The organism is Streptomyces sp. NPDC051907 (assembly GCF_040681075.1).
In the GTDB taxonomy this organism is placed as follows: domain Bacteria; phylum Actinomycetota; class Actinomycetes; order Streptomycetales; family Streptomycetaceae; genus Streptomyces.
Map to the genome: position 1 here is coordinate 213,367 of NZ_JBFAYB010000002.1, position 26,343 is coordinate 239,709.

The following is a 26,343-nucleotide window of genomic DNA, read 5'->3' on the forward strand; positions in this document are numbered from 1 at the left end:
GTGCTTCCGGGACGCCCGCGCGGCCGTCGGGGCCGTCGGGGGCGCTAGCCGAGCCGGGTGAGCTTGTCGCCGAATCCAGGCTCCGCCAGGTCCCGCTGGAGCGCGACCGGAGCGGTGACCTTGCCGGTGCCCGTGCCGACGGTGAGCTCGCCGACGACCTCGCCCGTCTTGGCGGCGTGCGGGACGGCCTTGGCTCCGGGGGAGATCTCGATCTTGACTTCGAGGCCGGGCCAGCCGACCGCCTTCAGGTCCTTGGTGGCGACGACGGGGGTCTGGCCGCCGAGGCCGTCGTCGACGTAGCCGACGACGTCGCCCTTCTTGATCACGGTGGCGGAGGTGACCTCCTTCTGCGCCGCCTTGATCACCGCCAGGCTGTAGTCGATGGACAGCTCCAGCTTCTTCCAGAGCTGGTCGGTGTTCTGGGCGCCCATCACGATGCCGACGATGCGACGGTTCTCGCCGTCGACGACCGTGTTGGCGGACCAGAGCAGATTGCCGCCGGCCGGGGTGGACGAGCCGGTCTTGATGCCGCTGACGCCGGGCTCGAGCAGGGCGCGGTTGTTGTTGTTGACGATCAGCTTGTCGATGCCGGGGATCCTGATCTGCGGCGTGTCGACGATCGTCCGGAAGATGTCGTTCTGCAGGACCGCCTTGCCCAGCTTGATCTGGTCCTGCGGGGTGGAGACGGTGGAGGACTTCAGACCGCTGGGGTCGGTGTACGTGGTGTTCGTCATCCCGAGGTCCTTGGCGGCGTCGTTCATCTTCTTGACGAACGCCTCCTCGGTCTGCGCGTCCCAGCGGGCGAGCAGACGCGCCGCGTTGTTCCCGGAGGGGATCATCAGCAGCTGCAGCATCTGCTTCTGCGTGAACTCCTGACCCTCCTTGATGGGCGCCGTCGACTCGTCCTTGGAGTCGGTCTCCTCGGCCGCCTTCTTGTCGACGCGGATCTTCGGACCCTCCTGCTCCCCGGTGATGGGGTGCTCCTTGAGGATCACGTACGCCGTCATCGTCTTCGCGACGCTCGCGATGGGCGCGGGCTTCTGCGCGCCGTACGTGCCGAGGCTGCCGACGCCCTCGACCTCGGCGGCGCCTTGGCCCTCGTCGGGCCACGGCAGGTTGAGCTTGCCGCCCTTGAAGCTGTAGACGGGCTCGACGGAGAGGCTGAGCGCGGGGGCCGGGAGCGGGCGCACGGCCTGCACGATCGCAAAGACGACCAGGAGGAGCAGCGCCAGCGGGGTGTAGATCTTCACCCGGCGCACGACGGTGCGGACGGGGGTCTGCGGCGGCGGCGGGGTGTTCGTCAGCTCGGCCAGCAGATCGAGCGGCGGCAGCGGCGGCATGGGCTGCTGCTTGGTCCGCTCGGCCTCGGCGAGCGAGGGCGGCGGGGCGGGCGCCGCGGACGGCGCGGGGCTGGGGGTACGCGCCTCGGACGGCGCGGGGCTCGGCGTACGCGCCTCGGGGCCCCGGAGCGGTACGAACTTGCTGGTGCGCTCGGAGGGAGACTCGGCCGGAGGGGTGGGCTTGGGCTCGGCGGCCTTCGGCTCGGCCTGCTTGGGCTCGGCGGCGGGCTTGGGCTCGGCGGCGGGCTTCTGCTCGGGCTTGGAGGTCGGCTCGGCGGCCGGCTTGGCGTCCGGCTTGGCGTCCGGCTTGGCGGACGGGGGCAGCTTGAGCGCCGTGGTCGGGGAGTCGACAGGGGGGCGCCGCAGGGCCTTGAACACTGCGGTGGCCTGGTCGACGGGAGGCGCGGCGGGGGCGTTCGCAGTGTTTGCTGCGTTTGCTCCGCTTCCCTTGGCCGAGTCGTCGGCGGCGTCGGAGCCAGCGCCCTCGGCGTCGTCCGGCTTCTCCGACGCGGGCGCGGAGGCACGGTCCGAGGCCTGAGCGTCGCCCTGCGCCCGCTTGGCGCCCCAGGAGGTGCCCGGGGTCTCCTCGGAACCGGAACGGTCCGTACCGCGGCCCTGGGCGGGCTTCTGGGCCGTCGAGAGGGCCGTACCGCCCTCGGGTGCGGCCGACTTCGCCTCGTCCGGCACGGCGGCCTCGGCGGCCGGGGCGGCTTCGGCGTCCGTCGCCTCGTCGGCTTCCGCCGGCTTCGCGGACTCAGCCGCGGGCGCGGAAGCGGGCGCGGAGGCGGGTGCGGGCAGGGACGCCTGCTCGGACGCCTCGGAATCCGACTCGGCCTTCGGCTCGGATGCCGACTCCGACTCCGGCTCCGATGCCGGCTCCGGCTTCGGAGCGTCAGCCTCGGCGCGCGACTCGGTCTCGGCGTCCGCCTCGGCGTCGGCCTCGGCCTCGCCGTCGTCGGCGGAACCCTCCGCGGCCGAGTCGTCCGCAGGCGCGTCGTCGCCGGGGGCAGACCCCCCGTCCGCCGCGCCCGCGGCGCCCGCAGCGCCTTCCGAGTCGCGCTCCGCCGGCTTCTCGCCCTCGCCGTCGCCCGCGTCGTCCGTGTCCGCCACCCACGCGGCAACCGCGGCGCGCAAGCGTGCGTCATTCTCCGCAGAGCCGGACTCCGTGCCCGGCTCCGGGGACGCCGACGACGTGGGGGGTTCAGACGTGGGAGAATCGGCTGATTCGGGAGGCATCGTCTTGAAGACCGCCGTCGGCTGGTCCACTACGGGAGCCGTCGCTCCCGGGGATGCCTGACGGAACACGGCAAGCCGCGGGTCGCGTTCGCCGCCCGGAGTCGTCTCCCCCGACGACTTCCGCTGCTCCGACCTGTCGGGGGACTCGCCCGCCACCGTGCCTCCTCCATGCGCCATATGTACGTCGAACGGGCCGCGAAGCTCGACAGCCCGTGTTGTCCGAACCATCTACCAGTGTCCTGTGTGAGCGCTCGACCCCAGTGCCTAGACGAGAACGACATACCTAACGGTTCCCATACAAAGCACCCAGGCACTCTCGACAGATGAATGTGAGAGGGGTCACCCTGTCATTCATCCACGCGGGGAGGCATGGATGGGCAGGAGCCGCAGAACACTTCCGGAGGAGCTTCTGCTGCTCGCTCTGGACCCGGCAACGGGTACCACAGCGCAGCCGCAGTCGCTCGACCTCGGCCTGGCCGGGGCACAGCTAGTAGAGCTGGCTCTGGCAGGACGGATAGCCCCAGACGGGGATCGTATCGCCGTGGTGATGCCACGGCCGACCGGAGATCCGACTCTGGACTCCGCACTGGAACTGCTGCGCAGACGCGGCAGTCCGGTTCGGGCAGTCCACTGGATTGGCGGGCCCCGACTGGGGCTGCGCCAGATCTACCTCTCGCATCTGGAGCGGTGCGGCATGGTCCATGCCGTCGCGGGCCAGATGTGCGGGGTGCTGCCGACGACTCGCTACCAAGCGACGGACACGGCGATCAGCCGGGACATCAGGGCCCGGCTGGACAGTGCGATCCGCACCGGCGTACCGCCGGACCCGCGGACCGCGGCGCTCGCCGCGCTGGCCCACGCGGTCGGACTCGGCAAGCACCTGTACCCCGGGAACGAAGGGCGTTCCTCGAGGTCCCGGCTGCGGGATCTCATCAGGCACGACCCGATGGGCGGCCTCGTGGCGCACGCCGTGATGGACGTCCAGAACGGTGTGGCCGCTCAGCCGCGCCGTAGCAGTCCCGCTCCGGCCGGCGCGCGCCAGCCGGCCGCCGCCGTGGCGATGCAGCCGCGTCGCGGAAGCATGGCCCGCGTCGCCGCACACTGAGCGGCGCCGGGGCAGGCGGAAGCGACACGGAGGCGGAAGCCGCAGCACCGGCAGGGCGAGCAGCACGCCCAGCCGACACCAGCACGACCGGCTGCACCAGCTTCACGAGCACGACCGGCAGCACCAGCTGCATCAGCACCACCGGCACGACCGGCAGCACCAGCCGTACCGGCCGTACTAGCACGACATTCGCACCAGCACGACTCGCCGCGCAGCGTCGGCCGCGCAGCGAGAGCAACGCCGTAATTCCGCCGCACCGACGTCCCCACGACCCGGTTCGGGAGCCGCACATGACGCGCGGGGCAGCCCTGAGCTGCTCCGCGCGTTCGCGCGTGTAGCCATTTCGCAGCGCAGCGACGACCATTGGTGGCAGTCTGCTGAGCAGTAGATACGCACAGCTACGCAGCCGGAGGTGCAGTTTCCGTGGCGTCCAACGTCAACCCCACCGTCAGGCGACGCCGATTGGGCCAGGAGCTGCGCCGGCTCCGAGAGCTCAAGGGCATGACGGCCGAAGAGGTGGCGGAGCGCCTGCTCGTCTCCCAGTCGAAGATCAGCCGCCTCGAGAACGGCCGCCGCTCCATCAGCCAGCGCGACGTCCGGGACCTGTGCGGGGTCTACGAGGTCGAGGACCACCGGATCGTCGACTCGCTCATGCAGATGGCCAAGGACTCCCGCCAGCAGGGCTGGTGGCACGCCTTCGGGGACATCCCGTACAGCGTCTACATCGGCCTGGAGACCGACGCGGCCAGCCTGCGAGTCTACGAACCGCAGGTCGTCCCCGGTCTGCTGCAGACCCGTCCGTACGCCGAGGCGCTCATCGCCGGCGCGCTGCCGGAGAGCGGTACGACCGACGTAGAGAAACGGGTCAGCGTCCGGCTGCGCCGCCAGGAGCGCATCAAGGACGCCGAGCACCCGCTGCGGCTGTGGGTGGTGATCGACGAGGCGGCGCTGCACCGGCTCGTCGGCGACAAGCAGTTGATGCGCGAGCAGCTCGAGCATCTCGTGGAGCTGTCCCAGCTGCCGCATGTCACGGTGCAGGTGCTGCCGTTCGAGATGGGCGCGCACCCGGGCATCAACGGGCAGTACGCGATTCTGGAGTTCCCGGACGCCTCCGACTCGAGCGTCGTGTACATCGAGGGCGTGACCAGCGACCTGTATCTGGAGAAGGCGCACGACGTACAGAAATACAGCGTGATGTACGAGCATCTTCGGGCTCAGGCTCTGAACGTGGACCAGACGCGGGCCTTCATCGCCGACACCGCCAAGGAATACGCCAGATAGCGGACGTAGCGGGCCGGGGCGGCGCGGGGGGCCGTACGGTACACCCCCGCCACCTCGCGGCGGAAGACGCACATGGAATATGCCATCCGGTCGAGTGAATGCCCATCTCGCACAGCGAAGCAAGCGAGTAGCGTCGATCACGCCAGCATGAACGTTGGCGCGAATCACATCACTTGTTGAGCGGAGCGAACATGGCAATCATTCAGGGCGCGACAGAGACCTGGACGAAGTCCTCGTACTCCACGGGAAACGGCGCATGCGTCGAGGTCAAGTCCCCTGTTGTGCAGACGATCGCCGTCCGGGACTCCAAAGTCACCGCCGGCCCGTCGATCAGCTTCGTCCCCGGCGCGTGGAACGCGTTCGTGAACGAAGTGGGCCAGGGCACGTTCGGCTGAGAACCACGCCGGCCGACAGAGCGCCCGCCAGCGCGGAACCCAACAGCACAGCGCAGCAACTGAAAGAGCCCTCTCGACTGGTCCGCCGTCCCGGCCGAGGGGGCTCGGCCATGCCCCGGCGGCCGTCGCTCCCAGTCCGCGACCGTCCCGGCCGTCCCCGACCTCAGCCGGCTCCGCCGAGGGATCAGCGGTCTCCGCCGAGAACTCAGCGCAGTTGGTCGACGTAGCGGTCGGTGCCCGGGACCGTCGGGATGAAGGGAGCCACCAGCTCCACCCTGCCGAGCCCTGACTCGACGACCGCTGCGTCGAGAGCGGCGAAGTGAGAGTCCCAACGCTCCCTCGGGTCCTCCTCAAGGAACCACAGCAGCGTCAGACGGTTGTCCACGCCCTCCACCTGCTTCACGTACGTCATCCGGTCGCCCGGCAGGGGCGTCGGCCGGAAGACGGCGACCATAGCCGCAGGCGCCGCGACGCCGCCCCTCGGCGCCAGCTGCCGGGGCAGATGCCTCGCGCGCAGCCACTCCAGCAGCTCCGCCCGCTGCTCGGGCCCGTCGGCGTCGACGACCTCCACCACCAGACCGGCGTACGGATGGTCCAGCGCGTGATAGTCGCGCGGACCGGCCGCGCCGTCGCGGTAGACGGTCGCCTCGTGGTCCTGGAAGGCGGTGAAGACGTGGGTACGGTCCTGGTAGACGCGGCCGTCGCGATTGAGCCGCTTGTTGATTCCGACGGTCCACTTCATATGCTCGCTATAGCGGCCGTCGGTGATCCAGTACGTGGAGATGTAGCAGCCCGCCGTCACCGGCTGGGCGACCTGGGACTTCTCCGGGTAGCGCAGGAGCTGGAGATCCCTGGTGGCCACCCAGCGCCGGCCCGCGTAGATCCAGGGCATCGCCATAGCGCCCGCGTAGTAGTGGTCGTCCTCGTACCAGCGGTTGTACGCGTACTCGTGGCCCGGATGCGGCTCGACCATGGTGATCAGGGCGTGGCCCGGGCGCACTCCGTACGGGCCGACGGCCGCCAGCTCCGCGTACACCTCGCCGCGTGTGTCGTCAGGCACTCCGATCCCCTTCCTTCCGACGCAGGAGGGACCTACTCTGACGCTCCGTCAGAAGATGTGCCATAGCCGGGAGGACGCGGATGTCGCTCAATGGGAAGACCGTGATCGTGTCCGGCGTCGGCGCGGGACTCGGCCATCAGATCGTCGCGACGGTCGTACGGGACGGGGGCAACGCGGTCCTCGGGGCGCGCACCGAGGCCAACCTCGCGAAGTCGGCCGGCGAGATCGATCCGGGCGGCGAGCGGACCGCGTACCGGGTCACGGACATCGCCGACGAGGCGCAGTGCGAGGCGCTGGCCGCCCTGGCGCTGGAGCGCTTCGGCCGGATCGACGCGGTGGTCCACGTCGCCGCGTGGGACAGCTACTTCGGGGGCCTGGAGGACGCGGACTTCGCGACCTGGCAGCAGGTCCTCGACGTCAATCTGCTCGGCACGCTCCGGATGACCCGCGCCTGCCTGCCCGCGCTCAAGGAGCGCGGCGGCTCGGTCGTCATCATCGGGACGCAGTCGGCCGTGGCCGCGCCCTCGCAGGTGTGGCAGGCGGCGTACGCGGCGTCCAAGGGCGCGCTCACCTCGGCGATGTACTCGATGGCGCGCGAGCTGGGCCCGCACCGGATCCGGGTCAACACCGTACTGCCCGGCTGGATGTGGGGGCCGCCGGTACAGGCGTACGTCCAGTTCACCGCGCACACGGAGGGGGTGCCGGAGCCGGAGGTGCTGGAGCGGCTCACCGAGCGGATGGCGCTGCCCGAGCTGGCGACGGACGGCGATGTGGCGGAGGCGGCGGCCTTCCTGGCCTCCGACCGGGCGCGGGCGATCACGGGCCAGTCGCTGCTGGTCAACGCGGGCGAGCTGATGCGGTAGCGCTCCTTCTGCCTATGGGGCGTACGGGGTACGCGGGCGCCGGGTGCGTCCCGTGTGCGGTCGGCGTCGGGCGCGTCTGTTGCCCGGCCGGCGTCGGGCTAGGTGCGCGGGTAGCGGGCCAGCCAGCCGGGGGTCGTCACCGTCGGGCCGTGCAGCGCGGGCCCCTGCGTCATCTCCATAGCGAAGTCGTCCGCGATCTCCAGCAGCGTGGGCCGGCCCTCGAGCTCCGAGAGCCAGGCCGGCGGCAGCGCGGTCTCGCCGTGCAGGGCGCCCAGCAGCGCGCCGGTCAGCGCGCCGGTGGTCTCCGAGGGGCCGTCGTGGTTGACGGACAGGCGCAGGCCATGGCGGACGTCCTCGCCGACGAGGGCGCAGTAGACGGCGATGGCGAGAGCGTCCTCGGCGTTGTGGCCCTCGCCGAGGGAGGCGACGCGGGACGGGCTCGGTATGCCCTGCCGTACGGCGCCGAGCGCCTGCTTGAGGGCGTCCGTGACCGGCTGGTGCCCGGGGCGCGCGGCCAGCTGGGCGAGGGCGCGCTGCACCGAGCTGTCGACGGTCTCGCCCCTGGCCAGCCCGTGCACGATCACGGCGAGCGCCCCGGCCGAGAGATACGCGGTGGGGTGGCCGTGGGTCTGGGCCGCGCACTCCACCGCCAGCTGGCACACCAGCTGCGGCTCCCAGCCGACGAGCAGCCCGAACGGCGCGGAGCGCACCAGCGCGCCGGCGTCGCGCGCGGTGGGGTTCTTGGGCGCCGCGAGGGTGCCCAGGCTCTCGTCGGCGAGGCCGAGCAGGGTGACCTTGGCGGGCTCGCGACAGCTATAGAGCCACTCTTCGCGGGCGAGCCAGCCGTTGTCCTTGCGGCGCTCGTCGGGCCCCCAGTCGCGCTGGGTGGCGGCCCATCTCAGATACGCGCGGTGCACGTCGGTGGGCGGATGCCAGGCGCCCGTGTCACGGCGGACCTGGGCGCGGATCAGCCCGTCGACCGTGAAGAGGGTCAGCTGGGTGGCGGAGGTGACGGCGCCGCGCCGGCCATGGGCGGGCACGAAGTCGGCGACGCCCTCCGGTCCATGGGCGGCTCGTATCTCCTCCAGCGTGAGCGCGCGGACTCCCGCGCCGAGCGCGTCGCCGATGGCGCCGCCGAGCAGGGCGCCGCGCACACGGGCGCGGAAGTCCTGCTGCTCGGCACGGCCCCAGACGGCTGTGGCTGTTGCGCTCACGGCGCCCCTCCCCGCACGTCGAACGTATGCCCCGGCGCAGCACTGTAATCGACGGAAGGCGATCGGTTCAGGGCTGCGATGCGCAGTTGCGCGGAATGTGAGCGGACGCCCGTAGGTCACCCATCAGGACCGATATGAGCAGTGCGGGCGGGGTGCTGGAGGGGTGCGGGCGGGGTGCGGGCAGGGCCCAGACAGGGCGCGGTCTGGGCTGCGGACGGCAGTCTGGGGTGCGGTCTGGGGGATCCGCGGGCGGCAGTAAGGGCTGGCGGTCCGGGGGATCCGCGGGCGGCTCACCGGCCGTCGGCGCGGGCCGGTTCGGCACCGGCCGGTTCGGTCCGGGCCTGGGTGCCGGCCGGTTCGGTCCGGGCCTGGGTGCCGGCCGGTTCGGTCCGGGCCTCGGCGGCCAGGGCGAGGAGCTCCTCGCCCCGCTCCGGGCTGAGCGCGGCCGCCCGGTCGTAGTCCTCGGCGGCCTGCCTGCGGCGGCCGGCGCGGCTATGGGCCTCGGCCCGCGCGATGAGGTGGGGCGCGTTCTCCGGGGCGAGGTCCACCGCGCGGTCCAGATCCGCCAGCTCGCCGTCGAGGTCCCCGAGCGCCCGCCGCACCGCGGCCCGCGCCACATGGGCGAAGGCTCGCCCCGGGTCCAGCTCCAGCGCGCGGTCCAGGTCCGCCAGCGCCTCCTCGTACCGGTGCAGCCGCTCGTAGGCGCGGGCCCGGGAGACATGCGCGTAGGCGTACCGCGGATCGTGCACGAGCGCCAGGCCGTAGTCGGCGACGGCCTCTTCGTACCGTCCCGCCAGCTGGTGCGCGTAGCCGCGCTGGGACAGCGCCCACTGCTTGGACGGCGACAGCTCCACCACCCGGTCGAGGTCGACGAACTCCCGCAGGCTGTCGCCGCGCTCGCGGTGGATCTCTACGCGCCGCAGGAGCGCCCACACATAGCCGGGGTTCAGCTCCAGCGCGGCCTCCAGGTCGGCGAGCGCGTCGTCGGTCCTGCCCAGGGCGTTCTTCGCCATGGCCCGGCTGCCGAGCGCCCACGCGTACGCCGGGTCGATGGCCAGGGCCCGGTCGAAGAGGGCGACGGCCTCCTCGTAGCGGCCGGCGTGGCGGAGGATCCAGCCGTTCTCGCCCACGATCCAGGCGTTGTCCGGGTCGAGCTCCCGGGCGCGGCCGATGTCCGCGAGGGCGCCGTCGACGTCCCGTAGTGCGTTGCGGACCTGGGCCCTGCGGACCAGCGCCCAGACATGGGCGGGCCGAGCGACGAGCGCCCGGTCCAGGTCGGCGAGCGCCTCCTCGCTGCGTCCCAGCGCGTGCTTGGTCTGGGCGAGGCTGGACAGGGCCCAGGCGTCCGCCGGGTCGAGTCGCAGGGCCCGCTCGAACTGGGCGGACGCCTCCTCGTACCGTCCGGTGTGCCTATAGGTCTCGCCCAGCCCGAACAGCGCGCGCAGGCAGTCCGGGTCGAGGTCGAGCGCCCGCTGGTAGTCCGCGACCGCGTCCTCGTAGGCGGCGGCCTTGCGATGGTCCCGGCCGCGGACGACGAGCGCGGCGACGCGGGTCTGGTCGTCGAGGTCGGGGCGGGCGAGGATCAAGCCCAGCACGCCGAGGCTCTGGCGCTGTTCGTCCTCCAGGGCGGCCAGGCAGTCGGCCCCGAGCGTGCGCAGCGTCTCGCTGTCGCCGTCGGCGCCCGCTTCGGCGACGGTCCGGGCCCAGCGCCGGGCCGCGACCGCGCCCGCGTCGCAGGCATCGACGCCGTCGCGCAGAGCGGCGGCCAGCGCGGCGCGAGGGCGGGCGCAGAGCGAGTGGTACGTCTCCTCCAGCCGCGGCTCCCGCCACGCGTCCTGCGCCCAGAGCTCGTCGGCGGCCAGCCCCTCCCCGGCGGCGGCGCGCCACCGGGCGAACGCCTCCGCCAGCCGGGTGTGCGCGGTCCGCCAGCGCTCGGGCGAGCTGTTGCGCTGGAGGCGCAGCATCGGCTCTCGTACGACGTCGTGGTACTGGGCCCTGCCTCCCCGGTCGCTCACGAACGGCAGCGCGCGCAGCCAGCCGAAGAGCTCCTCGCCGCCCTCCGCCCCTTCGTGCGGGGCGGGGTCGACGGCCGCGGCGAACACGTCCTCGTTCAGCCGCCGCGGCAGCGCGCCCGCGAGGGCGGCGGCGCGGCGGATGGGGTCCTGCTCCCATTTCAGGAAGCGCTCGACGGCGGTGGCGCTGGGATCGTCGACCGCGCCCGGGTTCGCGGCGAGGGTGGACACGAGGACGGGAAGCCGGCCGGAGAGGGCGATCACCTCCCGTACGACGTCCTCCCCCACGACGTTCTTGGCGGCGAGGAGCTGGCGGACCTCCGCCTCGGTGAAGGGCCCGAGCGGCAGCGCGGTCACGAAGTCGTCGGCGTCGGCCCAGCAGTGGGGGTCCAGGGGCCGCTGCCCGGAGAGGGTGACGACGACCTGGGCGGGCAGGTCGCCGTGCCGGCGGGTGGTGATCAGATCGCGCAGCCAGACGTCGAGGAAGGGGGCGGTGCGCTCATAGGTGTCGAAGAAGAGGGCGATCCAGGGGACGTGGGCCGCGACCCGCGCCAGCTCCGCCGCGAGGACGGGCGTCAGCGCCTGGACGGGGTGGAGGACCAGCTGTACGTCCTCCTGCTTGCCGAAGCGCGCGCTGAGCGCGGCCTTCATCCGGTCCGCGCCCTGGGCGATCTGGGCGGGGTCGACGGCCCCGGCGAGAGCGCCGACGCCGGGCACCATGCCCAGCCCGATCAGCCCGGCCTGAGCGGCGGCCATACCCCCCGCGGAGGGCGCCTGCGGCTGCCCGTCCGGCGCGGCGGCCAGCGCCTCGGCCTCATGCCTGCGCTGCCGGTAGACGGCCAGCAGCCGGTCCAGGGCCTTGAGCGGGTGCCCCTGCTGCGCGAACTGCGCGCTGAGCGCCTCCATAGCGTCGGGCACGCAGTTCACGGACTCGTCGACGACGGCGGTGAGGGCCCCTCGCTCGCTCGCGGTCTGCGTGAACTCGCGCACGAGCGAGGACTTGCCGACGCCGGCGTTCCCGTGGACGTGGAAGACGAAGGAGTGCCGCGGGTCTTCGGGCGGCAGGTCGAAGTTGTCCCGGAACAGCGCGAGTTCGGCGCGCCGCCCGACGAATCCGGCGCGCCGGCGGCGCTGGATCAGCTCCTGCATCGACAGTCTGGAGGCGCTCACCCGCCCAGTCTGTCAGGCGGGAGGGGGGCTGTACGGGGAGCTTGCGCGGGCGCGCAGGCTGTCCGATGCCCGTTGCCCGTACGGGCAACGGGTACCGTCCGCCCGGGTCGGTTCAGTCGGTGACCAGCGGCAGCAGCTCCGGCAGGCGCCCGTCCGACTCCGTCGCCGACCGCTGACGCTCCTGCGGGACCTCGCCGTACAGCGTCGTACGCGGCTTCGCCGGACGGCCCGCAGTCTCCGCGATGGCCGTCAGATCCTTGATCGAGCGGTACGAGCCGTAACTGGAGCCCGCCATACGGGAGATGGTCTCCTCCATCAGTGTGCCGCCGAGGTCGTTCGCGCCCGAGCGGAGCATCTCGGCCGCGCCCTCCTGGCCCAGCTTCACCCAGCTCGTCTGGATGTTGGGGATGTAGGGGTGCAGGAGCAGGCGCGCCATAGCCGTCACCGCGCGGTTGTCGCGGGCCGTGGGGCCGGGGCGGGCGATGCCGGCGAGGTAGACGGGTGCGTTCGTATGGATGAAGGGGAGCGTCACGAACTCCGTGAACCCTCCCGTCTCCTGCTGGATCCCGGCCAGCGTGCGGAGGTGGCCGAGCCAGTGGCGGGGCTGGTCCACATGGCCGTACATCATCGTCGAGCTGGAGCGGATGCCCAGTTCGTGGGCCGTCTTGACGACCTCGATCCAGGTCGCCGTCGGCAGCTTGCCCTTGGTGAGGATCCAGCGGACCTCGTCGTCCAGGATCTCCGCTGCCGTCCCCGGGATCGAGTCGAGGCCGGCCTCCTTGGCGGCGGTCAGCCACTCCCGGATCGACATCCCGGTGCGGGTGGCGCCGTTGACGACCTCCATAGGGGAGAAGGCGTGCACATGCATGCCCGGGACGCGCTCCTTCACCGCGCGCGCGATGTCGAAGTACGCGGTGCCCGGCAGGTCCGGGTGGATGCCGCCCTGCATGCACACCTCGACCGCGCCCACCCCCCACGCCTGCTCGGCCCGGTCGGCGACCTGCGAGAGGGACAGGGTGTAGGCGTCCGCGTCGGTGCGGCGCTGCGCGAAGGCGCAGAAACGGCAGCCGGTGTAGCAGACGTTGGTGAAGTTGATGTTGCGCGTGACGATGTACGTGACGTCGTCGCCGACCGCCGCCTTGCGGACGTCGTCCGCGATACGGGTGAGCGCGTCCAGCGCCGGGCCGTCCGCGTGCAGCAGGGCGAGCGCCTCGTCGTCGGTGAGCCGGGTCGGGTCGTCGGCGGCCGTCGCCAGCGCCTGCCGTACGTCCGCGTCGATCCGGGACGGGACCATGCCGGGCGCCGCGGCCTCGCGCAGCGCCTCCCAGTCGCCGTACACCTCGTCGTAGTCCTCGCGCCGGTCGGAGGTGCGGCCGGTCGTGTCGATGGTGCGGTGCAGGTCGGTGCGGCCCGACGCGGTGAAGCCCTCGTCGGGCTCCTGCCAGGGACGGCCCTCCACCACGGCGTCCGGGCGGGCCAGGCCCGTCTGCGGGTCGGCCAGCGCCCGCAGGTGCGGCAGCAGCCGCGGGTCCAGCCACGGCTCGCCGCGCTGGACGAACTCCGGGTACACGCAGAGCCTCTCGCGCAGCTCGAAGCCGGCGGCCGCGGACTGCTCGGCCAGCTCGTCGATCTGCGGCCACGGCCGCTCCGGGTTGACGTGGTCGATGGTGACCGGGGAGACGCCGCCCCAGTCGTCGATCCCGGCGCCGATCAGCCGCGCGTACTCGCCGGCGACGAGATTCGGCGGGGCCTGCAGATTTCCGGCCGGGCCCATGATGTGCCGGGCGACGGCGACGGTGGCGACGAGGTCGTCCAGCTCGGCGTCCGGCATGCCGCGCATCGCCGTGTCCGGCTTGGCGCGGAAGTTCTGGATGATGAGCTCCTGGACGCCGTGGTAGGCGCGGGCGATCCGGCGCAGCGCGAACAGCGAGTCCGCGCGCTCCTCATAGTTCTCGCCGATGCCGATCAGCAGCCCGCTGGTGAAGGGGACGGAGGACCGCCCGGCGTCCTCCAGCACGCGCAGCCGCACCGCCGGCTCCTTGTCCGGGGAGCCATAGTGCGGGCCGCCCGGCTCGCTCCATAGGCGTGTCGCCGTGGTCTCCAGCATCATGCCCATGGACGGCGCGACGGGCTTGAGCCGCTGGAAGTCGGTCCACGTCATGACGCCGGGGTTGAGGTGGGGCAGCAGCCCGGTCTCCTCCAGGATGCGGATCGCCATAGCGCGCACGTACGCGATGGTGTCGTCGTACCCCTCGGCCTCCAGCCACTCCCGCGCCTCGGGCCAGCGGTCCTCGGGCTTGTCGCCGAGGGTGATGAGGGCTTCCTTGCAGCCCATCTCGGCCCCGCGGCGGGCGATGTCGAGGACCTCGTCGGGCGACATGTACATCCCGTGCCCGGCGCGGCGGAGCTTGCCGGGGACGGTGGCGAAGGTGCAGTAGTGGCACTTGTCGCGGCAGAGCTTGGTGAGCGGGATGAAGACGCTCTTGGAGTACGTGATGACCCCGGCCCGCCCGACGGCCTCGAGCCCGGCGTCCCGCACGCGCGCGGCGGACGCGGTGAGATCCTCCAGGTCCTCCCCGCGGGCCTGCAACAACACGGCGGCCTCGCCGACGTCCAGCGCGACCCCGTCCCTGGCTCGCTTGAGGGCGCGGCGCATGGCATTGGCGGTGGGGGGCGGCCCGGGCTGGTGCCGCGCGGGCTGGTGATCCGTCATGAATCGAGCATACGAGCGCGTGCCGACAGCCGTGGGTCCCACCTGGCGACGCCCTGGCCGGGGGCCGACGAGATCCGGCCGATCCAAGGAGGCGTGCTCAGGTGCGGTGCGGGGGCGCCGCCTAGGCTTGCGTCCGCAATTCGATCTGGGCGACGGGGGAACGCGGGTGGCGCGACGGCAGGTTGACGACGACGACGGGCTGTCCGAAATACCCCGACACTCCTCTTCTAATCCGTTGCTTTCGAAAAATGACCACGTCAACATTCCGTGCATGACCAGTGACGGGGACGGTATGTCGAGGCCTGCCCGGCCTCCGCGCCTGACCGATCTCATCCCTTCCGAGGCGGATTGTTCTACTGCCGAGGCATCCGAGGATGAGCGAGCCGCTGCCGCCCGGCGGCAGTTTGCCGTGTTGCTGGGGGAATTTCGGCGTACGGCGGTCCTCGTGCCGATCGATCCCTACGGCAGCCTCTGGACGGCGGACCACGGCGGTGTGCGATGGATCTGCGCGTTCTCGGACGAGGAGGCGCTGGGCCGGTTCGCGCGGGCGCAGGGCGGCGCCGGCCGGGAGTGGACGTACCAGGCGATCCTCGGCGCGCGGCTGCTGGACGTGATGGTCCCGGCGCTCAGGATGCCCGCCGGGGTGGCGCTGGACGCGGGGAGTGCCGACGGGATGCTGTTCCCGCCGGTCGAGGGGATCGTGCCGGACGGGGCGATTGTGGACATCGAGGGGACGGCATGAGCGGGGCGAGCGGCATAGGCGGGGCAGGCGGCGGGGCGGGCGCGGACAAGCCCGACCTGGCCGCGCCGACGGGCGCGCTGGAGCAGATCGCGCAGGGCATCGACCTCGCGCACTCCGAGCTGCAGGATCTCGGCATGCTCGGCTGGGCGGTCATGGGCCGGGGCTTCTCCGATCTGGCCTTGTCGAGCATGGAGCTGGGCCACGGCGGGCTGACCGAGGAGTTCGAGACGTTCTGCGAGCGCTGGGAGTGGGGCGTACGCGGTCTGACGCAGCGGGGCAACGGCTTCGCGAAGGCCCTGGGGCTGTCGGCCGGCGCGTACGCCCAGGAAGAGAAGTACCGCGAGAACACCCTCAAGATCGGCCTCAACTCCCTCAACGGCAACCCGCGCTTGACGGAGGAAGAGGTCAAGGCGAAGAAGTGGGACGACGTGAAGTCCCAGTCGCCCTGGGACGGCGCCGACTACAGCGCGGAGTCCTTCGACAAGGCCAACTCCAACGCCGAGCAGGCGTGGCGGGACACCACGTACGACGCCCAGCACGAATTCATGGACACAGCGGAGAGGGTCGGTGCGATCGACCCGAAGGTGCGCGAGGCGACGGACGAGAAGCTGCGCGAGATGATCGACCCGACCGACGAGGCGGTCCAGCGGGCTGAACAGCCGACCTGGGGCAACGGCTGGGGCCAGGACTGATGGGCGACTGGGGAGTAGCCGGCGATCTCGTCGGCAAGGGCTACGACAAGCTCCGTGACGGCGTCGACCAAGGCAAGGAGATGGTCGGCGAGGGCGTCGACTGGGCCACGGACAAGGTCGGCGACGGTCTTGACCACCTGGGCCACAAGGCTCTTGCGGACGTGGTCGAGGACTGGGGCGACCGCACGGCTGCCTCGCTGGGCGCGGAGGTGGGTGAGCGGCAGCTCGGCGAGAGCGAGGACGCCAATGAGCTGATCCACGGCAACACCGGCAAGATCGAGTCGGCGGTCAAGAACCTGCGGGACTTCCACAAGGCGTTCGACACGGTCGGCCAGGGGCTGAAGGGCCTGGACTCGGACCACTGGCGGGGCGAGGCGGCCGAAGCGTTCCGCGAGAAGTTCACGACGCTTCCGACCGACTGGCTGCACGCGGCGGACGCGTTCGAGGACGCGGCCCAGGCCCTGGAGACGTACGCCTCGACGGTCACCTGGGCGCAGGGCAAGGCCAAGGAAGCCATCGCCCTGTTCAAGAAGGGCGCCGAGGACTCCAAGACGGCGGTCGCCGCTCACAACAAGAAGGTCGACGCCTACAACGACGCGCGAGGCGGCGAGGACCCGCTGCCCAAGCCGGGCGAGTTCGTCGACCCCGGCACGGCACAGTGCGAGCGCGCCCAGGAAATCCTGGCCGAGGCCCGCCGCCAGCGCAACGAAGCCGCGATCACGGCGAAGGCCGCGGTCAGCGCAGCGCTGGCCCACGCTCCGAAGGAGCCCACCGGGCTGGAGCGGGCGAAGCTCGACCTGACCGACTACAACTTCGCGAAGAGCATCGACTTGTCGCATGTCGGCTCCGGAGTGGTCAAGGCCGGAGCCGGGACGCTGAACCTCGTACGGACCGTCAACCCGATCGACCCGTACAACCTCACCCATCCGGCCAAGTACTGGGAGGGACTCAACCTGACGCTGGCCGGCCTGGTCTCCTCGGCGGCTCACCCGGACCGCGCCGCCAAAAGCGCGTGGGAGGCCATGAAGGCGGACCACGGCGAGTTCCTGGGCCGTCTGATCGTCGAGGCCGGCGGCGCCAAGGGCGCGGGCGGCGCGGCCAAGTCGATCGCAGGGAGGGCGAAGGACGCGGCGGACGGGGCGAAGGGGAAGGGCCGTGCGGGCCACGACAAGGACCCTGACGGCGCCAGCCGCAAGTGCACCGACAAGACGTGCGAGAAGGACCCGGTCGACGTGGCCACCGGCCGCATGGTCCTGCCGCAGACGGACATCGCGCTGCCCGGCTCGCTGCCGCTCGTGTTCCAGCGCACCTTCGAGTCGTCCTACCGCGCGGGCGGCTGGTTCGGCCCGACCTGGGCGAGCACCGTGGACCAGCGTCTGGAGATCGACTCCGAGGGCGTGGTCTTCGTCTGCGACGACGGCAGCCTGCTGGCGTACCCGCACCCCGCACCGGGTGTCCCGGTCATGCCCACCCACGGCCGCCGCCGCTGGCCCCTCGACCGCGACTCCGACGGCGACTACACGGTCGCCGACCCCGACGCCGGCCAGGTCTGGCACTTCTCCGCGCACAGCGCCGAACTCGCCCTGCTCGCCCAGATCGACGACCGAAACGGCCGCTGGATCACCTTCGAGTACGACGAGGGCGGCGCGCCGACCTCGATCGTCCACCACGGCGGATACCACCTGAAGCTGACGACCGCCGACGGCCGGATCACGGCCCTGCACCTGGCGTCCGCCGCCGACGACGGCTCCGACCAGGAGATCCTGCGGTACGGCTACACGGACGGCCACCTCGCCGAGGTCACGGGCTCCTCCGGTCGCCCGCTGCGTTTCGGCTGCGACGAGCACGGCCGCATCACGTCCTGGACCGACACCAACGGCAGCCGCTTCGACTACGTCTACGACGACCGCGACCGCTGCATCGCCCAGTCGGGCGGGAACGGCCACCTCGCGTCACGCTTCGCCTGGGACGACGTCGACCCGGAGAGCGGCCTGCGCATCGCCTCGATCACCGACGGGCTCGGCCACACCAACCGCTACCTCGTCGACGAACGAGCCCAGGTCGTCGCAGAGATCGACGCAACGGGCGCGGCCACCCGATTCGAGCGCGACCGCCGAGGCCGCCTGCTGTCCGTGACCGATCCGCTGGGCCAGGTGAGCCAGTCCGTCTACGACGAGCACGGGCGCCCGACCACCGTGGTGCGCCCGGACGGTCGGGAGCTGTCCGCGGAGTACAACGAGCTCGGGCTGCCGGTACGCGTGACGGGCGCGGACATGACGGTGACGCGCCAGACGTACGACGAGCGGGGCAATCGCACCTCGGTGACGGACGCCTCAGGGGCGACGACCCGGTTCTCGTACGACGAGGCGGGACACCTGACGTCGGTGACGGACGCCCTCGGCCATACGAGCGTCGTGCGCTGCGACAGGGCGGGCCTGCCGCTTGAGATCACCGACCCGCTGGGCGCGACGACCCGGTACGAACGGGACGCTTTCGGCCGCCCGGTCGCCGTCGTCGACGCGCTCGGCGCGGTGACCCGACTCGAGTGGACGGTCGAGGGCAAGCTCGCCCGGCGTATCGAGGCGGACGGCAGCGAGGAGTCCTGGGTCTACGACGGCGAGGGCAACCGTCTCTCCCACACTGACGCGATCGGCGGAGTCTCCACCTTCGAGTACACGGACTTCGACCTGCTGGCGGCCCGGACCGGGCCGGACGGCGTGCGCTACGAGTTCCGTCACGACAGCAACCTCCGGCTGACCCAGGTCGTCAACCCGCAGGGGCTGACCTGGAACTACGCGTACGACCCGGCAGGCCGTCTCATATCCGAGACCGACTTCGACGACCGCACGCTCCTGTACGCGTACGACGCGGCGAGCCGCCTGTCCTCGCGGACGAACGGCCTCGGGCAGACAGTCCGGTTCCGGTACAACGCGCTCGGACAGATCCTCCGCAAGGACGCAGAGGGCTCGGTCACGACGTTCGAGTACGACATCTTCGACGAACTGGCAGGGGCTCACGGCCCGGATGCGACGCTGACCCGCCTGCGCGACCGCTATGGACGACTGCAGTCCGAGACGGTCGACGGCCGCACGCTGCGGTACGACCACGACGCTGCGGGCCGCCGAATCGGCCGGACGACGCCGAGCGGGGCTGTCAGCACATGGGCGTACGACGCGGCCGGCCGCCGCTCCGAGCTCACTACCTCCGGCCGCACCCTCGCCTTCGAGCGCGACGCGGCAGGCCAGGAGCTGGCCCGCCGCATCGGCGAGACGATCACGCTCAGGCACGCATTCGACGAGATGGGCCGTCTCACCGACCAGCACGTCGTGGGAGCGGACCGCAGCCTCCAGCGCCGCGGGTACACCTACCGAGCGGACGGCAACCTCGTCGGCATCGACGACCAGCTCTCCGGTGCCAGGAGCTTCGACCTGGACGCGGCCGGCCGGGTCACGGCGGTCCACGCGGCGAACTGGACCGAGCAGTACGCGTACGACGCGGCGGGCAACCAGACCGAGGCGTCCTGGCCAGCGTCCCACCCCGGCCAGGAGGCCACGGGTGCGCGCGCCTACGCGGGCACCCACATCACCCGCGCCGGAAACGTCCGCTACGAGCACGACGCGCAGGGCCGCATCGTCCTGCGCCAGAAGAAGCGCCTCTCACAGAAGCCCGACACGTGGCGCTACGCATGGGACGCGGAAGACCGCCTCGTCTCTGTCGTCACCCCCGACGGGACGGTGTGGCGGTACACGTACGACGCACTGGGCCGCCGCACGACCAAACAACGCCTCGCAGCCGACGGCCGGACGGTTCTGGAACAGGTCACCTTCACCTGGGACGGCACGACTCTCTGCGAACAGATCACGGAAGGCACGACCGGACCCGGCCCGATAGCCCTCACGTGGGACCACAAGGGCCTGCACCCCCTCGCCCAGACGGAGCGCATCCTCGCGCCGGACGCCTCGCAGGAGGCGATCGACGAACGCTTCTTCGCGATCGTCACGGACCTGGTCGGCACCCCGACGGAACTGATCGACGAATCGGGCGACCTGGCGTGGCACACGCGCAGCACACTGTGGGGCACGACGACATGGGCGACGACGAGCACGGCGTACACGCCACTGCGCTTTCCGGGGCAGTACTTCGACCCGGAGACGGGGCTGCACTACAACTACTTCCGGTACTACGATCCCGAATCAGCTCGCTATCTTTCCATCGATCCACTTGGCCTCGCCCCTGCATCAAACCCTGCCGCCTACGTATCGAACCCCCATTCCCACATAGACCCGTTCGGCCTGTTCAATTGCACAGAAGAACATCTATTCCGCGGAACCACTCGCGGCTACGACGCCAGCAGCGGAACGCGGGCTTCAGGGTTCACCCCCACATCAACAGATCCCGGTGTAGCCGCAACATTCGCCAGGCATGCAGAGCAGTACGGGGAAGCCGTGGTTCAACTCATTCCGCGAAGCGCTATCGACGGAGTAGCCACGGAGCGGGGCGTCATTCGAGCTGAGGCCGAGGTCGGCGTAGGGCTTCACCCATCCGAGCTCGCCAGACGGGCAAGCGCCGAAATACCCGTCAACGCCGCGAAGGAAGTCCTTGCAGAGATGGGCATCCATATACCTAAAATAAACCGGTACGAGGGAATTACGGACGCTCTGGAGTGGGATATCCAAAAGCTCACACCAGAACAGATATCACATTTCATAGCGGAGGCTTATAAGCATGTCCGAGGCTAGCCGGATCCAGATCTACTCCGTTGAAGAGTCGACCGCGCACGGGGGGATTTGCATCGCTAGATGCGTCGGCGGAGTCGCGCACGTCGGGCAAGTCTTCACAAACGAGACCGCACTAAATTCCGCGCACCCCGCCCTGACGGTCAAATTGGACAAGATCGAGCGGTACCCTGGAAAATTTGTGAGTTTCTTCGACCCTCCCCACGCTGCAAGAATTCACCTCTCGGGAGAATCTGTCGCAGCATTGGAAAGAGGCTCCATTATTGCCTCGAGGCCGCCGGAGGGTTCGTCGCCGGTCACGGTGACTCCTCGCAGGTCATAGAGGTCCAGGAGAGCGGCGAAGCAGGTGATCTCGTTCGTCTTCTAGGGGACTCTGAGCTGAGTGACGGTCATGCCGGTGTCGGTGCCGGTCGTCGCGGCCAGCAGATGGGCGGCCGGGGTGCTGCCCAGGCGCGAGCCGCGGGCACTCTTGCCGTCGATCGCGAGGGTGTCGGCGCCGGCCGGGTCGTGACCGATGAGGTCGGCCAGGCCGCCGGGGCAGGTGTCGTTGACGAGCCAGCGGATGGTCGCGCCGCTGGGCGGGATGCGCACGGCCAGGGCGGTCGCGGTACGGGCACCGAGCCGGGCCAGAACGTCCTGCGGCGCATCAGCCGCCCACTCGTCGATCGCCAAGAAGCTCCTCGCCCCGGTCACCACGGCGGAGCAGGCGATCAGCAGCACTGTCACGAAGGGGTGACGCTACCGACCTGAAGATTTCAGGGTGGAGCAGCACCTCGGTTAGACCGGTGAACATCGGCCGCTCCGACGACGGTGATCTCGAAGTATCCATCGACACCCCGGAGGGAGCGATTTCATTTCAAGCAAGCACTGCAGCTCTATCCCGATCCCGAGTTTACCTAGCCTCGCCCTCCGAGTAATAGACAAGGAAGCCTGCGCTCCTTCAATTTCGTTCTTCCCTCAACGCGAGCGCCGAGTGGAACTCGAACTCGTCGAGACCCGCCACCTTCAGCTCGAAATTCGTTTACCTCCGCTACCGCGTGACGCGTTAGCCGGCCCGTCCGCCCCCGCCGAGGCGGTCCGAGACAACTGGTGAAGATCGCGGTGCCGTAGGAGGCGTCTTGGCGATACCGGGCAGGAAATGTGGTTATCAGCTACAGGCCTTCCGGACCCAAGAATGAAAGTGGTGCCGAGGCGTGGGGCGGGTCTCCCGAGGACCCAGGTACACCGGTTACACGAGATCAGATCCTCAACGGGGGAATTTCGAACACCAAGGGCGGTACACTTCCACCTGCAACGCCTCTCCGATAAGGTTCCTCAATGCCTCTCCAGCTTTCGGACGGATTCCGAGTCGCGACGACATCCGCACCTCTACCGCATCGCTCGAGATACTCCGTATCCGGGGCTTATGTCGCCGTGTCTCCACACGTGGACCAGCCGAGCCACGAGCGTCTGCGTTCAGAAACTTTCGGCAGCATCGACTGGCTATGGTCCGGGGACGACGAATTCCGATTCGCCAAGTCGGACAGAGCGCTCGCTGGATTGGTCCTCAAAGTACCCGAGACAGAATCTGTATTGAGTTTCGACCCATGGCTGAATGCCCACGAACAGCCTGGCATCATCTATGCACTCAAACCGGAGAATTTTTCCGCCGCATCGACAGATATTCGCCAGGTAAGCGATGATGGAACTCGCCTGATTTGCGCCCATCAAGCACTTGCCACCCAAGCGGGAGAAGTGAGGCGACTACGGATCAATTCTTCACTGGCCTTCGTGTTCGTCGATCAAATCTACTCTGGCTGGATTCTGCAAGATCCTGTCGAATATCTGGTTCAGGAATGGGAGTACTCTCCCATCGATGTTGCCCCAGATTCCCTGCGCGGCCTACTGAAGGACTATCTCACTCTTATCGTAGAACCCAAGATTGACCGAATGCAGGACGGCGATCCTGAGCTTCTTACGGAACTAGAGAATCTCATCGAGCGTTGTTCAGCTCACCCCTACGATCCCAGAAGAGACGTTCTGCTGGACCAAGCTATCGATCTCCGCGAAAATTGGTATGAGGGCGTAATATAGCGGCTTCCCAATTCAACGTCCCTCGGTCCGGATGCCGCGCTGACCCGCCTGCGCGACCACTATGGACGACTGCAGTCGGAGACGGTCGACGGCCGCACGCTGCGGTACGACCACGACGCTGGGGGCCGCCGAATCGGCCGGACGACGCCGAGCGGGGCTGTCAGCACGTGGGCGTACGACCGGGCCGGCCGCCGCTCCGATCTCACAAGCGGAAATTGCCGGTGCGAATGGATTCTACTTTGGGGCGGAAATTACCAGGGAAAGCGGGCACCACAATCCGTCACCCGAAAGTCTCGCGATAGGCAGGGAAGCCTTTGAACGCGCAGGAATCTCATTCCTCTGACAAACCTCTTGGAACGGGCGGTTGGTGGCTAGATGAATCCCCAAACCGCTCGCTGGAAGAGTTGGAGCACCAGGTTGCCTCAAGTTCAGCCATATCGGTCCGCTCAGAGGAGTGGGAGCAGTTGCGTGACCTGAGCGTTGGAGAAATGCAGTCCAATAGCCACTCAGATGACATCCGGATTCGATGGGCCAACCTCGCGCTTGCGGCGATTTCAAAATATTACGATCACCTCACCGACGACCCGAAGAAAAAGGTTGCCGAATCGGCGCGAGTACGCTCGTACCTGATCCAAGAGTTCGGGGCGAGTCAGCTCGATGAGGTCCGGCAGCCTGCCGCTCTATGCGCGTATGTGGTCGAGAATATTGACATGACACGCGACGAATCCGGGCGGGATTCAGCGCAGTGGCGGACTGCCTCGCGGCCACAGGTGCTGCAATTGCGACGCATCAAGAATATGTTTACACCTTTGACGCCGATTTCCGAACAATTGAGTGCGGACGACCCAGTTCGGCAAGACATCGAAGCGTGGCTGACGTTGCTTCCCCGACTCCCTTGAACTCGGCGAGGGATATGGATGCGCTGGCGTGTCGCAGCGGTTGGTTACTGACGAACTCTGGTCGCTCGATCCGGAAGCATCCGCAGGGATTGGGGCAAGTGCACGAAAGTACAAGTCCGGGGCAGCGTCTTCCAGAGGCCTAGCGCACCGATGCGATGTGGGCCTCCCTGACGCAGTCGACTCTCGCAAACATCGCACAGTACGACGCAAAGCGATTTACTTGAGATGATCCTAAATAGCTCATTCGACCGACAGCGTTCGCTGGAAGAACTCGAGGGGCAGCAATGGCCGAAGCCGTCGCCTGATGCCACGAACCTCGTCAAGGCAGTCCACGCCCTGCGAGTCCGCCCCATCGGGGGCCTCACCATCGAGGAGCTAAGGCGGCTGATTGGACAGAACGTCGGAGTTTCCTTTCTGCTTCCACTGGCGCTGGAGATCCTCCGCGCCGGCACAAGAGGAGGGCGGATTCTATGATGACGACTTGCTGTCCGCGGTCTTGACTGTCGATCCAGCCACCTGGACTCGTTCGCCGCAGTTCGCGCAGGAGCTGAAGAGCATTATCGCGACGCTCAGAGACGTATCACCGTATATCGAATCCGGCATCCAGGCGTTCCAACGAGCACTCCCGGATGACCTGCGATAGGCCAGAGCCGAGGGAGGACGCATACCAGCGATGCGGTTACGCACCCCGAGCAGCAGCGAGGTCCGTGCCTGTGTCCAGGCCGCCCTCGCATCGCCACCATTTCATGTCCACTTCGCCGTCGAAAGAGTTGCACTCCGTGATCAATCTGGAATTCTCGGTACGGCCAGACCAAGGAGATCCCAGCGGGTTCGACCTGGGAGACATGACGATCACGGGCGACCTCGGGGCAGCGGACTCCCGAGGCCACTACCCCGACCAGGGAATGATGATCTATCTCACCGTGCCCCTGCTTCTCTACGGCTTGGGAAGAATCCTCAGAGGCGAAGAAAGGCGTTTGAGGTTCATCGGGATCGACACCTCATTCAGAGTCGACTTCCACCGGAACAAGAAAGGGGTTTCCCTCTCCGCCAATCGCAATAAAATCACCAATATCGAAGTAGCCGAACTCGCCAGCGCAGTGCTGCTAGCAGCAGAGGCGTTGGCCGATTCAAGCCTTCCAACCCTTCCCGAAAAGGACGTTGCCAAATCAGACTACTTGAACACGCTGAATGATTTCAAGGCACTGACTGCGAGCATCTCAAAGTGATTGAGCAAGCGTCGCGAATCGACAAGAACTGCACTCAGTGCGGAAACCCTTGCGAGGGGTGGGTCGTACAGTTGATAAAAAATAAGAGGCTTCGCTGGGAAAGCGAATGGGCCTGCAGCCGCTGCGGAAACTCACATGACGGCGACTGGGGTGCGGCACCGGCCATTATCCGCGATCGCCTGCTGGCGGAGCACGGCCACTACCGGCTACTGGTGACCAACGAGACCGCCTCGAACGGAAGGATCCTCAAAGCCTTTCGAGATGGATTCAACGTCTCCCTCCAAGAAGCCAAGCAGGCATCCGAGAAAGCAAGAACCGACGGGTACGAAGGGACCTATGTAGAGGTTGCCCTGGTAAAGCAGCTTCTTAGCCTCGCCGGTGTGGCCACCGATATGGAGTTCAGCGACAGAGAACTGATCTCGCGGATGCGAGAGCACGGTCTCGTGGCGCTTGAGTGCGAACTGCCCTCAACCATTCCCGCCCCGCTAGACGCGATTCTTTCCGTAACGGGCGGTTATGTAACACCAACAGTTGCCGTGCCGCACTCCGCCCCGAATCTCGCCGCCGAGATGGATCGGCACTGGCTCGAGCAGGCAACCCGATTGGGATTGGTCTCCGCCGACTGCAGGTTTCTCCTGCGGCTATCAGATCCCGGCAGTGAATCACGAGGGTGGATCTACGTTCGGGACGAAGTCATCGCGAACCTCCCCTCGCGGATTGCCGCCGCCACAGGACGCCGAGAATTCATTGCCCTATCTCAAGATGGAAGACACCTGTGTGCCGTCTCGATCGAGGACGATGAAGACTGGATCGTGACTCACGAATTCAGCTAGCATTCGAGGCCACTCAGTGAGGTTTCTCAACGAAACGATCTCGTGAGGTGACTCGGCCCAGGAGTCCCGCGAGTCGTGATGGGTCATGCGGCGGCCGGCGGTCGTACTGTCGAACCCCGTTACCGAGGAGGACTTCTGATGCGCAGCGTGACTTATGCGATGGGCGTCTCGCTTGACGGCTACATCGTCGGGCCGGACGGCAGCTTCGACTGGACGGCGCCCGACGAGGAGGTCTTTCGGTTCTGGATCGACGAGATCCGAGAGGTCGGCGTCCATCTGATGGGACGGCGGCTGTACGAGACAATGCTGTACTGGGAGACCGCCGACCAGGACCCATCGCTCGGCGCCCCCGAGCTCGAATGGACCGCGCTGTGGAATCCGCTCCCCAAGGTGGTGTTCTCCACCACGCTGTCGGCGGTGCAGGGCCATGCCCGTCTCGCCTCCGGCAGCGTGGCAGAGGAGATCGAGCAGTTGCGGGCCGAGCCGGGGGAGGGCGACATCGCGATCGGCGGCGCGACTCTCGCCGCCGAGGCGGCCGCGTCGGGTCTGATCGACGAGTACCGGGCCATGGTCCACCCGGTGCTGGTCGGCGGCGGCACTCCGTTCTTTCCCCAACACGAGCGCCGAGTGGATCTCGAACTCGTCGAGACCCGCACCTTCAGCTCGAAATTCGTCTACCTCCGCTACCGCGTGACGCGTTAGCCGGCCCTCCGCCGAGCCGTGCCGGCACGCCCGCTCTCGCCGAGGCGG

General features: G+C 68.9%; 20 protein-coding genes. 14 read left to right on the forward strand and 6 right to left on the reverse strand.

Translation table 11 applies throughout. From position 1 onward, the window contains the following. Nucleotides 1-44: 44 nt before the first annotated feature. The gene (locus AB0M39_RS02305; RefSeq protein ID WP_365359184.1) at nucleotides 45-2,474 is read right to left on the reverse strand and encodes a serine hydrolase; all 2,430 of its coding nucleotides are present in this window, start codon (nucleotides 2,472-2,474) and stop codon (nucleotides 45-47) included. 475 nt (nucleotides 2,475-2,949) lie between these two features. Here AB0M39_RS02305 and AB0M39_RS02310 point away from each other — a divergent pair, with 475 nt between their 5' ends. The 3 genes from AB0M39_RS02310 to AB0M39_RS02320 all read left to right on the forward strand — a co-directional run bounded on the left by AB0M39_RS02310 (nucleotide 2,950) and on the right by AB0M39_RS02320 (nucleotide 5,357). Continuing rightward, a complete protein-coding gene (locus tag AB0M39_RS02310; protein WP_365359186.1) occupies nucleotides 2,950-3,681 on the forward strand; it encodes a GPP34 family phosphoprotein in 732 nt (243 codons plus the stop codon). Nucleotides 3,682-4,104: 423 nt separating this feature from the next. Then, the gene (locus AB0M39_RS02315; RefSeq protein ID WP_365359188.1) at nucleotides 4,105-4,962 is read left to right on the forward strand and encodes a helix-turn-helix transcriptional regulator; all 858 of its coding nucleotides are present in this window, start codon (nucleotides 4,105-4,107) and stop codon (nucleotides 4,960-4,962) included. A gap of 191 nt (nucleotides 4,963-5,153) precedes the next feature. Beyond that, nucleotides 5,154-5,357, forward strand: a complete 204-nt coding sequence (locus AB0M39_RS02320) for a DUF397 domain-containing protein (RefSeq protein ID WP_365359190.1) — start codon at nucleotides 5,154-5,156, stop codon at nucleotides 5,355-5,357. 205 nt (nucleotides 5,358-5,562) lie between these two features. On the opposite strand, the gene AB0M39_RS02325 is transcribed toward AB0M39_RS02320, so the two are convergent. Then, a complete protein-coding gene (locus AB0M39_RS02325) occupies nucleotides 5,563-6,417 on the reverse strand; it encodes a hypothetical protein (protein WP_365359192.1) in 855 nt (284 codons plus the stop codon). Nucleotides 6,418-6,497: 80 nt separating this feature from the next. Here AB0M39_RS02325 and AB0M39_RS02330 point away from each other — a divergent pair, with 80 nt between their 5' ends. Continuing rightward, on the forward strand, nucleotides 6,498-7,280 hold the full coding sequence (locus AB0M39_RS02330; RefSeq protein ID WP_365359194.1) for an SDR family oxidoreductase: 783 nt from the start codon (nucleotides 6,498-6,500) through the stop codon (nucleotides 7,278-7,280). 98 nt (nucleotides 7,281-7,378) lie between these two features. Here the strand turns inward: AB0M39_RS02330 and AB0M39_RS02335 are convergent, their stop codons facing one another. From AB0M39_RS02335 to AB0M39_RS02345, 3 genes are all read right to left on the reverse strand, one after another. Continuing rightward, complete coding sequence (locus tag AB0M39_RS02335) at nucleotides 7,379-8,494, reverse strand: ADP-ribosylglycohydrolase family protein (protein WP_365359196.1); 1,116 nt, start codon at nucleotides 8,492-8,494, stop codon at nucleotides 7,379-7,381. A gap of 290 nt (nucleotides 8,495-8,784) precedes the next feature. After that, nucleotides 8,785-11,676: a tetratricopeptide repeat protein gene (locus AB0M39_RS02340; protein WP_365359198.1), complete on the reverse strand. Its 2,892-nt coding sequence runs from the start codon at nucleotides 11,674-11,676 to the stop codon at nucleotides 8,785-8,787. A 112-nt stretch (nucleotides 11,677-11,788) separates the two neighbouring features. After that, nucleotides 11,789-14,389: a bifunctional FO biosynthesis protein CofGH gene (locus AB0M39_RS02345; protein ID WP_365359200.1), complete on the reverse strand. Its 2,601-nt coding sequence runs from the start codon at nucleotides 14,387-14,389 to the stop codon at nucleotides 11,789-11,791. 271 nt (nucleotides 14,390-14,660) lie between these two features. Here AB0M39_RS02345 and AB0M39_RS02350 point away from each other — a divergent pair, with 271 nt between their 5' ends. Genes AB0M39_RS02350 through AB0M39_RS02360 form a run of 3 tightly spaced genes read left to right on the forward strand, consistent with a single transcriptional unit; the run spans nucleotide 14,661 to nucleotide 20,562 of the window. Next, nucleotides 14,661-15,131: an SseB family protein gene (locus AB0M39_RS02350; protein ID WP_365359202.1), complete on the forward strand. Its 471-nt coding sequence runs from the start codon at nucleotides 14,661-14,663 to the stop codon at nucleotides 15,129-15,131. After that, nucleotides 15,128-15,823 carry a hypothetical protein gene (locus AB0M39_RS02355; protein ID WP_365359204.1) on the forward strand — a complete coding sequence of 232 codons (696 nt, stop codon included), beginning with the start codon at nucleotides 15,128-15,130 and terminating at the stop codon, nucleotides 15,821-15,823. Before AB0M39_RS02350 ends, AB0M39_RS02355 begins: the two co-directional genes overlap by 4 nt. Beyond that, a complete protein-coding gene (locus AB0M39_RS02360) occupies nucleotides 15,823-20,562 on the forward strand; it encodes a putative T7SS-secreted protein (protein ID WP_365359206.1) in 4,740 nt (1,579 codons plus the stop codon). The genes AB0M39_RS02355 and AB0M39_RS02360 overlap by 1 nt, the downstream gene beginning before the upstream one ends. A 360-nt stretch (nucleotides 20,563-20,922) precedes the next feature. Here AB0M39_RS02360 and AB0M39_RS02365 read toward each other — a convergent pair whose 3' ends face one another. Next, nucleotides 20,923-21,285 (reverse strand): hypothetical protein, encoded by a 363-nt coding sequence (locus AB0M39_RS02365; protein WP_365359208.1) that lies wholly within the window; start codon nucleotides 21,283-21,285, stop codon nucleotides 20,923-20,925. 699 nt (nucleotides 21,286-21,984) lie between these two features. Between AB0M39_RS02365 and AB0M39_RS02370 the strand changes: the two genes are divergently transcribed. The 7 genes from AB0M39_RS02370 to AB0M39_RS02400 all read left to right on the forward strand — a co-directional run bounded on the left by AB0M39_RS02370 (nucleotide 21,985) and on the right by AB0M39_RS02400 (nucleotide 26,295). After that, nucleotides 21,985-22,632, forward strand: coding sequence for a hypothetical protein (locus AB0M39_RS02370; protein ID WP_365359210.1), 648 nt, complete (start codon nucleotides 21,985-21,987; stop codon nucleotides 22,630-22,632). 48 nt (nucleotides 22,633-22,680) lie between these two features. Then, nucleotides 22,681-22,950, forward strand: a complete 270-nt coding sequence (locus AB0M39_RS02375) for a hypothetical protein (protein WP_365359311.1) — start codon at nucleotides 22,681-22,683, stop codon at nucleotides 22,948-22,950. Continuing rightward, the gene (locus AB0M39_RS02380) at nucleotides 22,947-23,531 is read left to right on the forward strand and encodes a hypothetical protein (RefSeq protein ID WP_365359212.1); all 585 of its coding nucleotides are present in this window, start codon (nucleotides 22,947-22,949) and stop codon (nucleotides 23,529-23,531) included. The genes AB0M39_RS02375 and AB0M39_RS02380 overlap by 4 nt, the downstream gene beginning before the upstream one ends. Before the next feature lie 225 nt (nucleotides 23,532-23,756). Then, nucleotides 23,757-24,005, forward strand: coding sequence for a contact-dependent growth inhibition system immunity protein (locus tag AB0M39_RS02385; RefSeq protein WP_365359214.1), 249 nt, complete (start codon nucleotides 23,757-23,759; stop codon nucleotides 24,003-24,005). A gap of 305 nt (nucleotides 24,006-24,310) precedes the next feature. Further along, nucleotides 24,311-24,760: a hypothetical protein gene (locus AB0M39_RS02390; protein WP_365359216.1), complete on the forward strand. Its 450-nt coding sequence runs from the start codon at nucleotides 24,311-24,313 to the stop codon at nucleotides 24,758-24,760. After that, nucleotides 24,757-25,593 carry a hypothetical protein gene (locus AB0M39_RS02395; RefSeq protein WP_365359218.1) on the forward strand — a complete coding sequence of 279 codons (837 nt, stop codon included), beginning with the start codon at nucleotides 24,757-24,759 and terminating at the stop codon, nucleotides 25,591-25,593. Before AB0M39_RS02390 ends, AB0M39_RS02395 begins: the two co-directional genes overlap by 4 nt. A gap of 138 nt (nucleotides 25,594-25,731) precedes the next feature. Then, a complete protein-coding gene (locus tag AB0M39_RS02400; RefSeq protein ID WP_365359220.1) occupies nucleotides 25,732-26,295 on the forward strand; it encodes a dihydrofolate reductase family protein in 564 nt (187 codons plus the stop codon). The last annotated feature ends 48 nt before the right edge of the window (nucleotides 26,296-26,343 follow it).

Excerpts from the sequence above, each read along its gene's own strand:
- AB0M39_RS02310 (WP_365359186.1), top strand. The coding sequence starts at position 2,950 with ATGGGCAGGAGCCGCAGAACACTTCCGGAGGAGCTTCTGCTGCTCGCT.
- AB0M39_RS02320 (WP_365359190.1), top strand. The coding sequence starts at position 5,154 with ATGGCAATCATTCAGGGCGCGACAGAGACCTGGACGAAGTCCTCGTAC.
- AB0M39_RS02330 (WP_365359194.1), top strand. The coding sequence starts at position 6,498 with ATGTCGCTCAATGGGAAGACCGTGATCGTGTCCGGCGTCGGCGCGGGA.
- AB0M39_RS02345 (WP_365359200.1), bottom strand. The coding sequence starts at position 14,389 with ATGACGGATCACCAGCCCGCGCGGCACCAGCCCGGGCCGCCCCCCACC.
- AB0M39_RS02350 (WP_365359202.1), top strand. The coding sequence starts at position 14,661 with ATGACCAGTGACGGGGACGGTATGTCGAGGCCTGCCCGGCCTCCGCGC.
- AB0M39_RS02355 (WP_365359204.1), top strand. The coding sequence starts at position 15,128 with ATGAGCGGGGCGAGCGGCATAGGCGGGGCAGGCGGCGGGGCGGGCGCG.
- AB0M39_RS02360 (WP_365359206.1), top strand. The coding sequence starts at position 15,823 with ATGGGCGACTGGGGAGTAGCCGGCGATCTCGTCGGCAAGGGCTACGAC.
- AB0M39_RS02385 (WP_365359214.1), top strand. The coding sequence starts at position 23,757 with ATGATCCTAAATAGCTCATTCGACCGACAGCGTTCGCTGGAAGAACTC.
- AB0M39_RS02400 (WP_365359220.1), top strand. The coding sequence starts at position 25,732 with ATGCGCAGCGTGACTTATGCGATGGGCGTCTCGCTTGACGGCTACATC.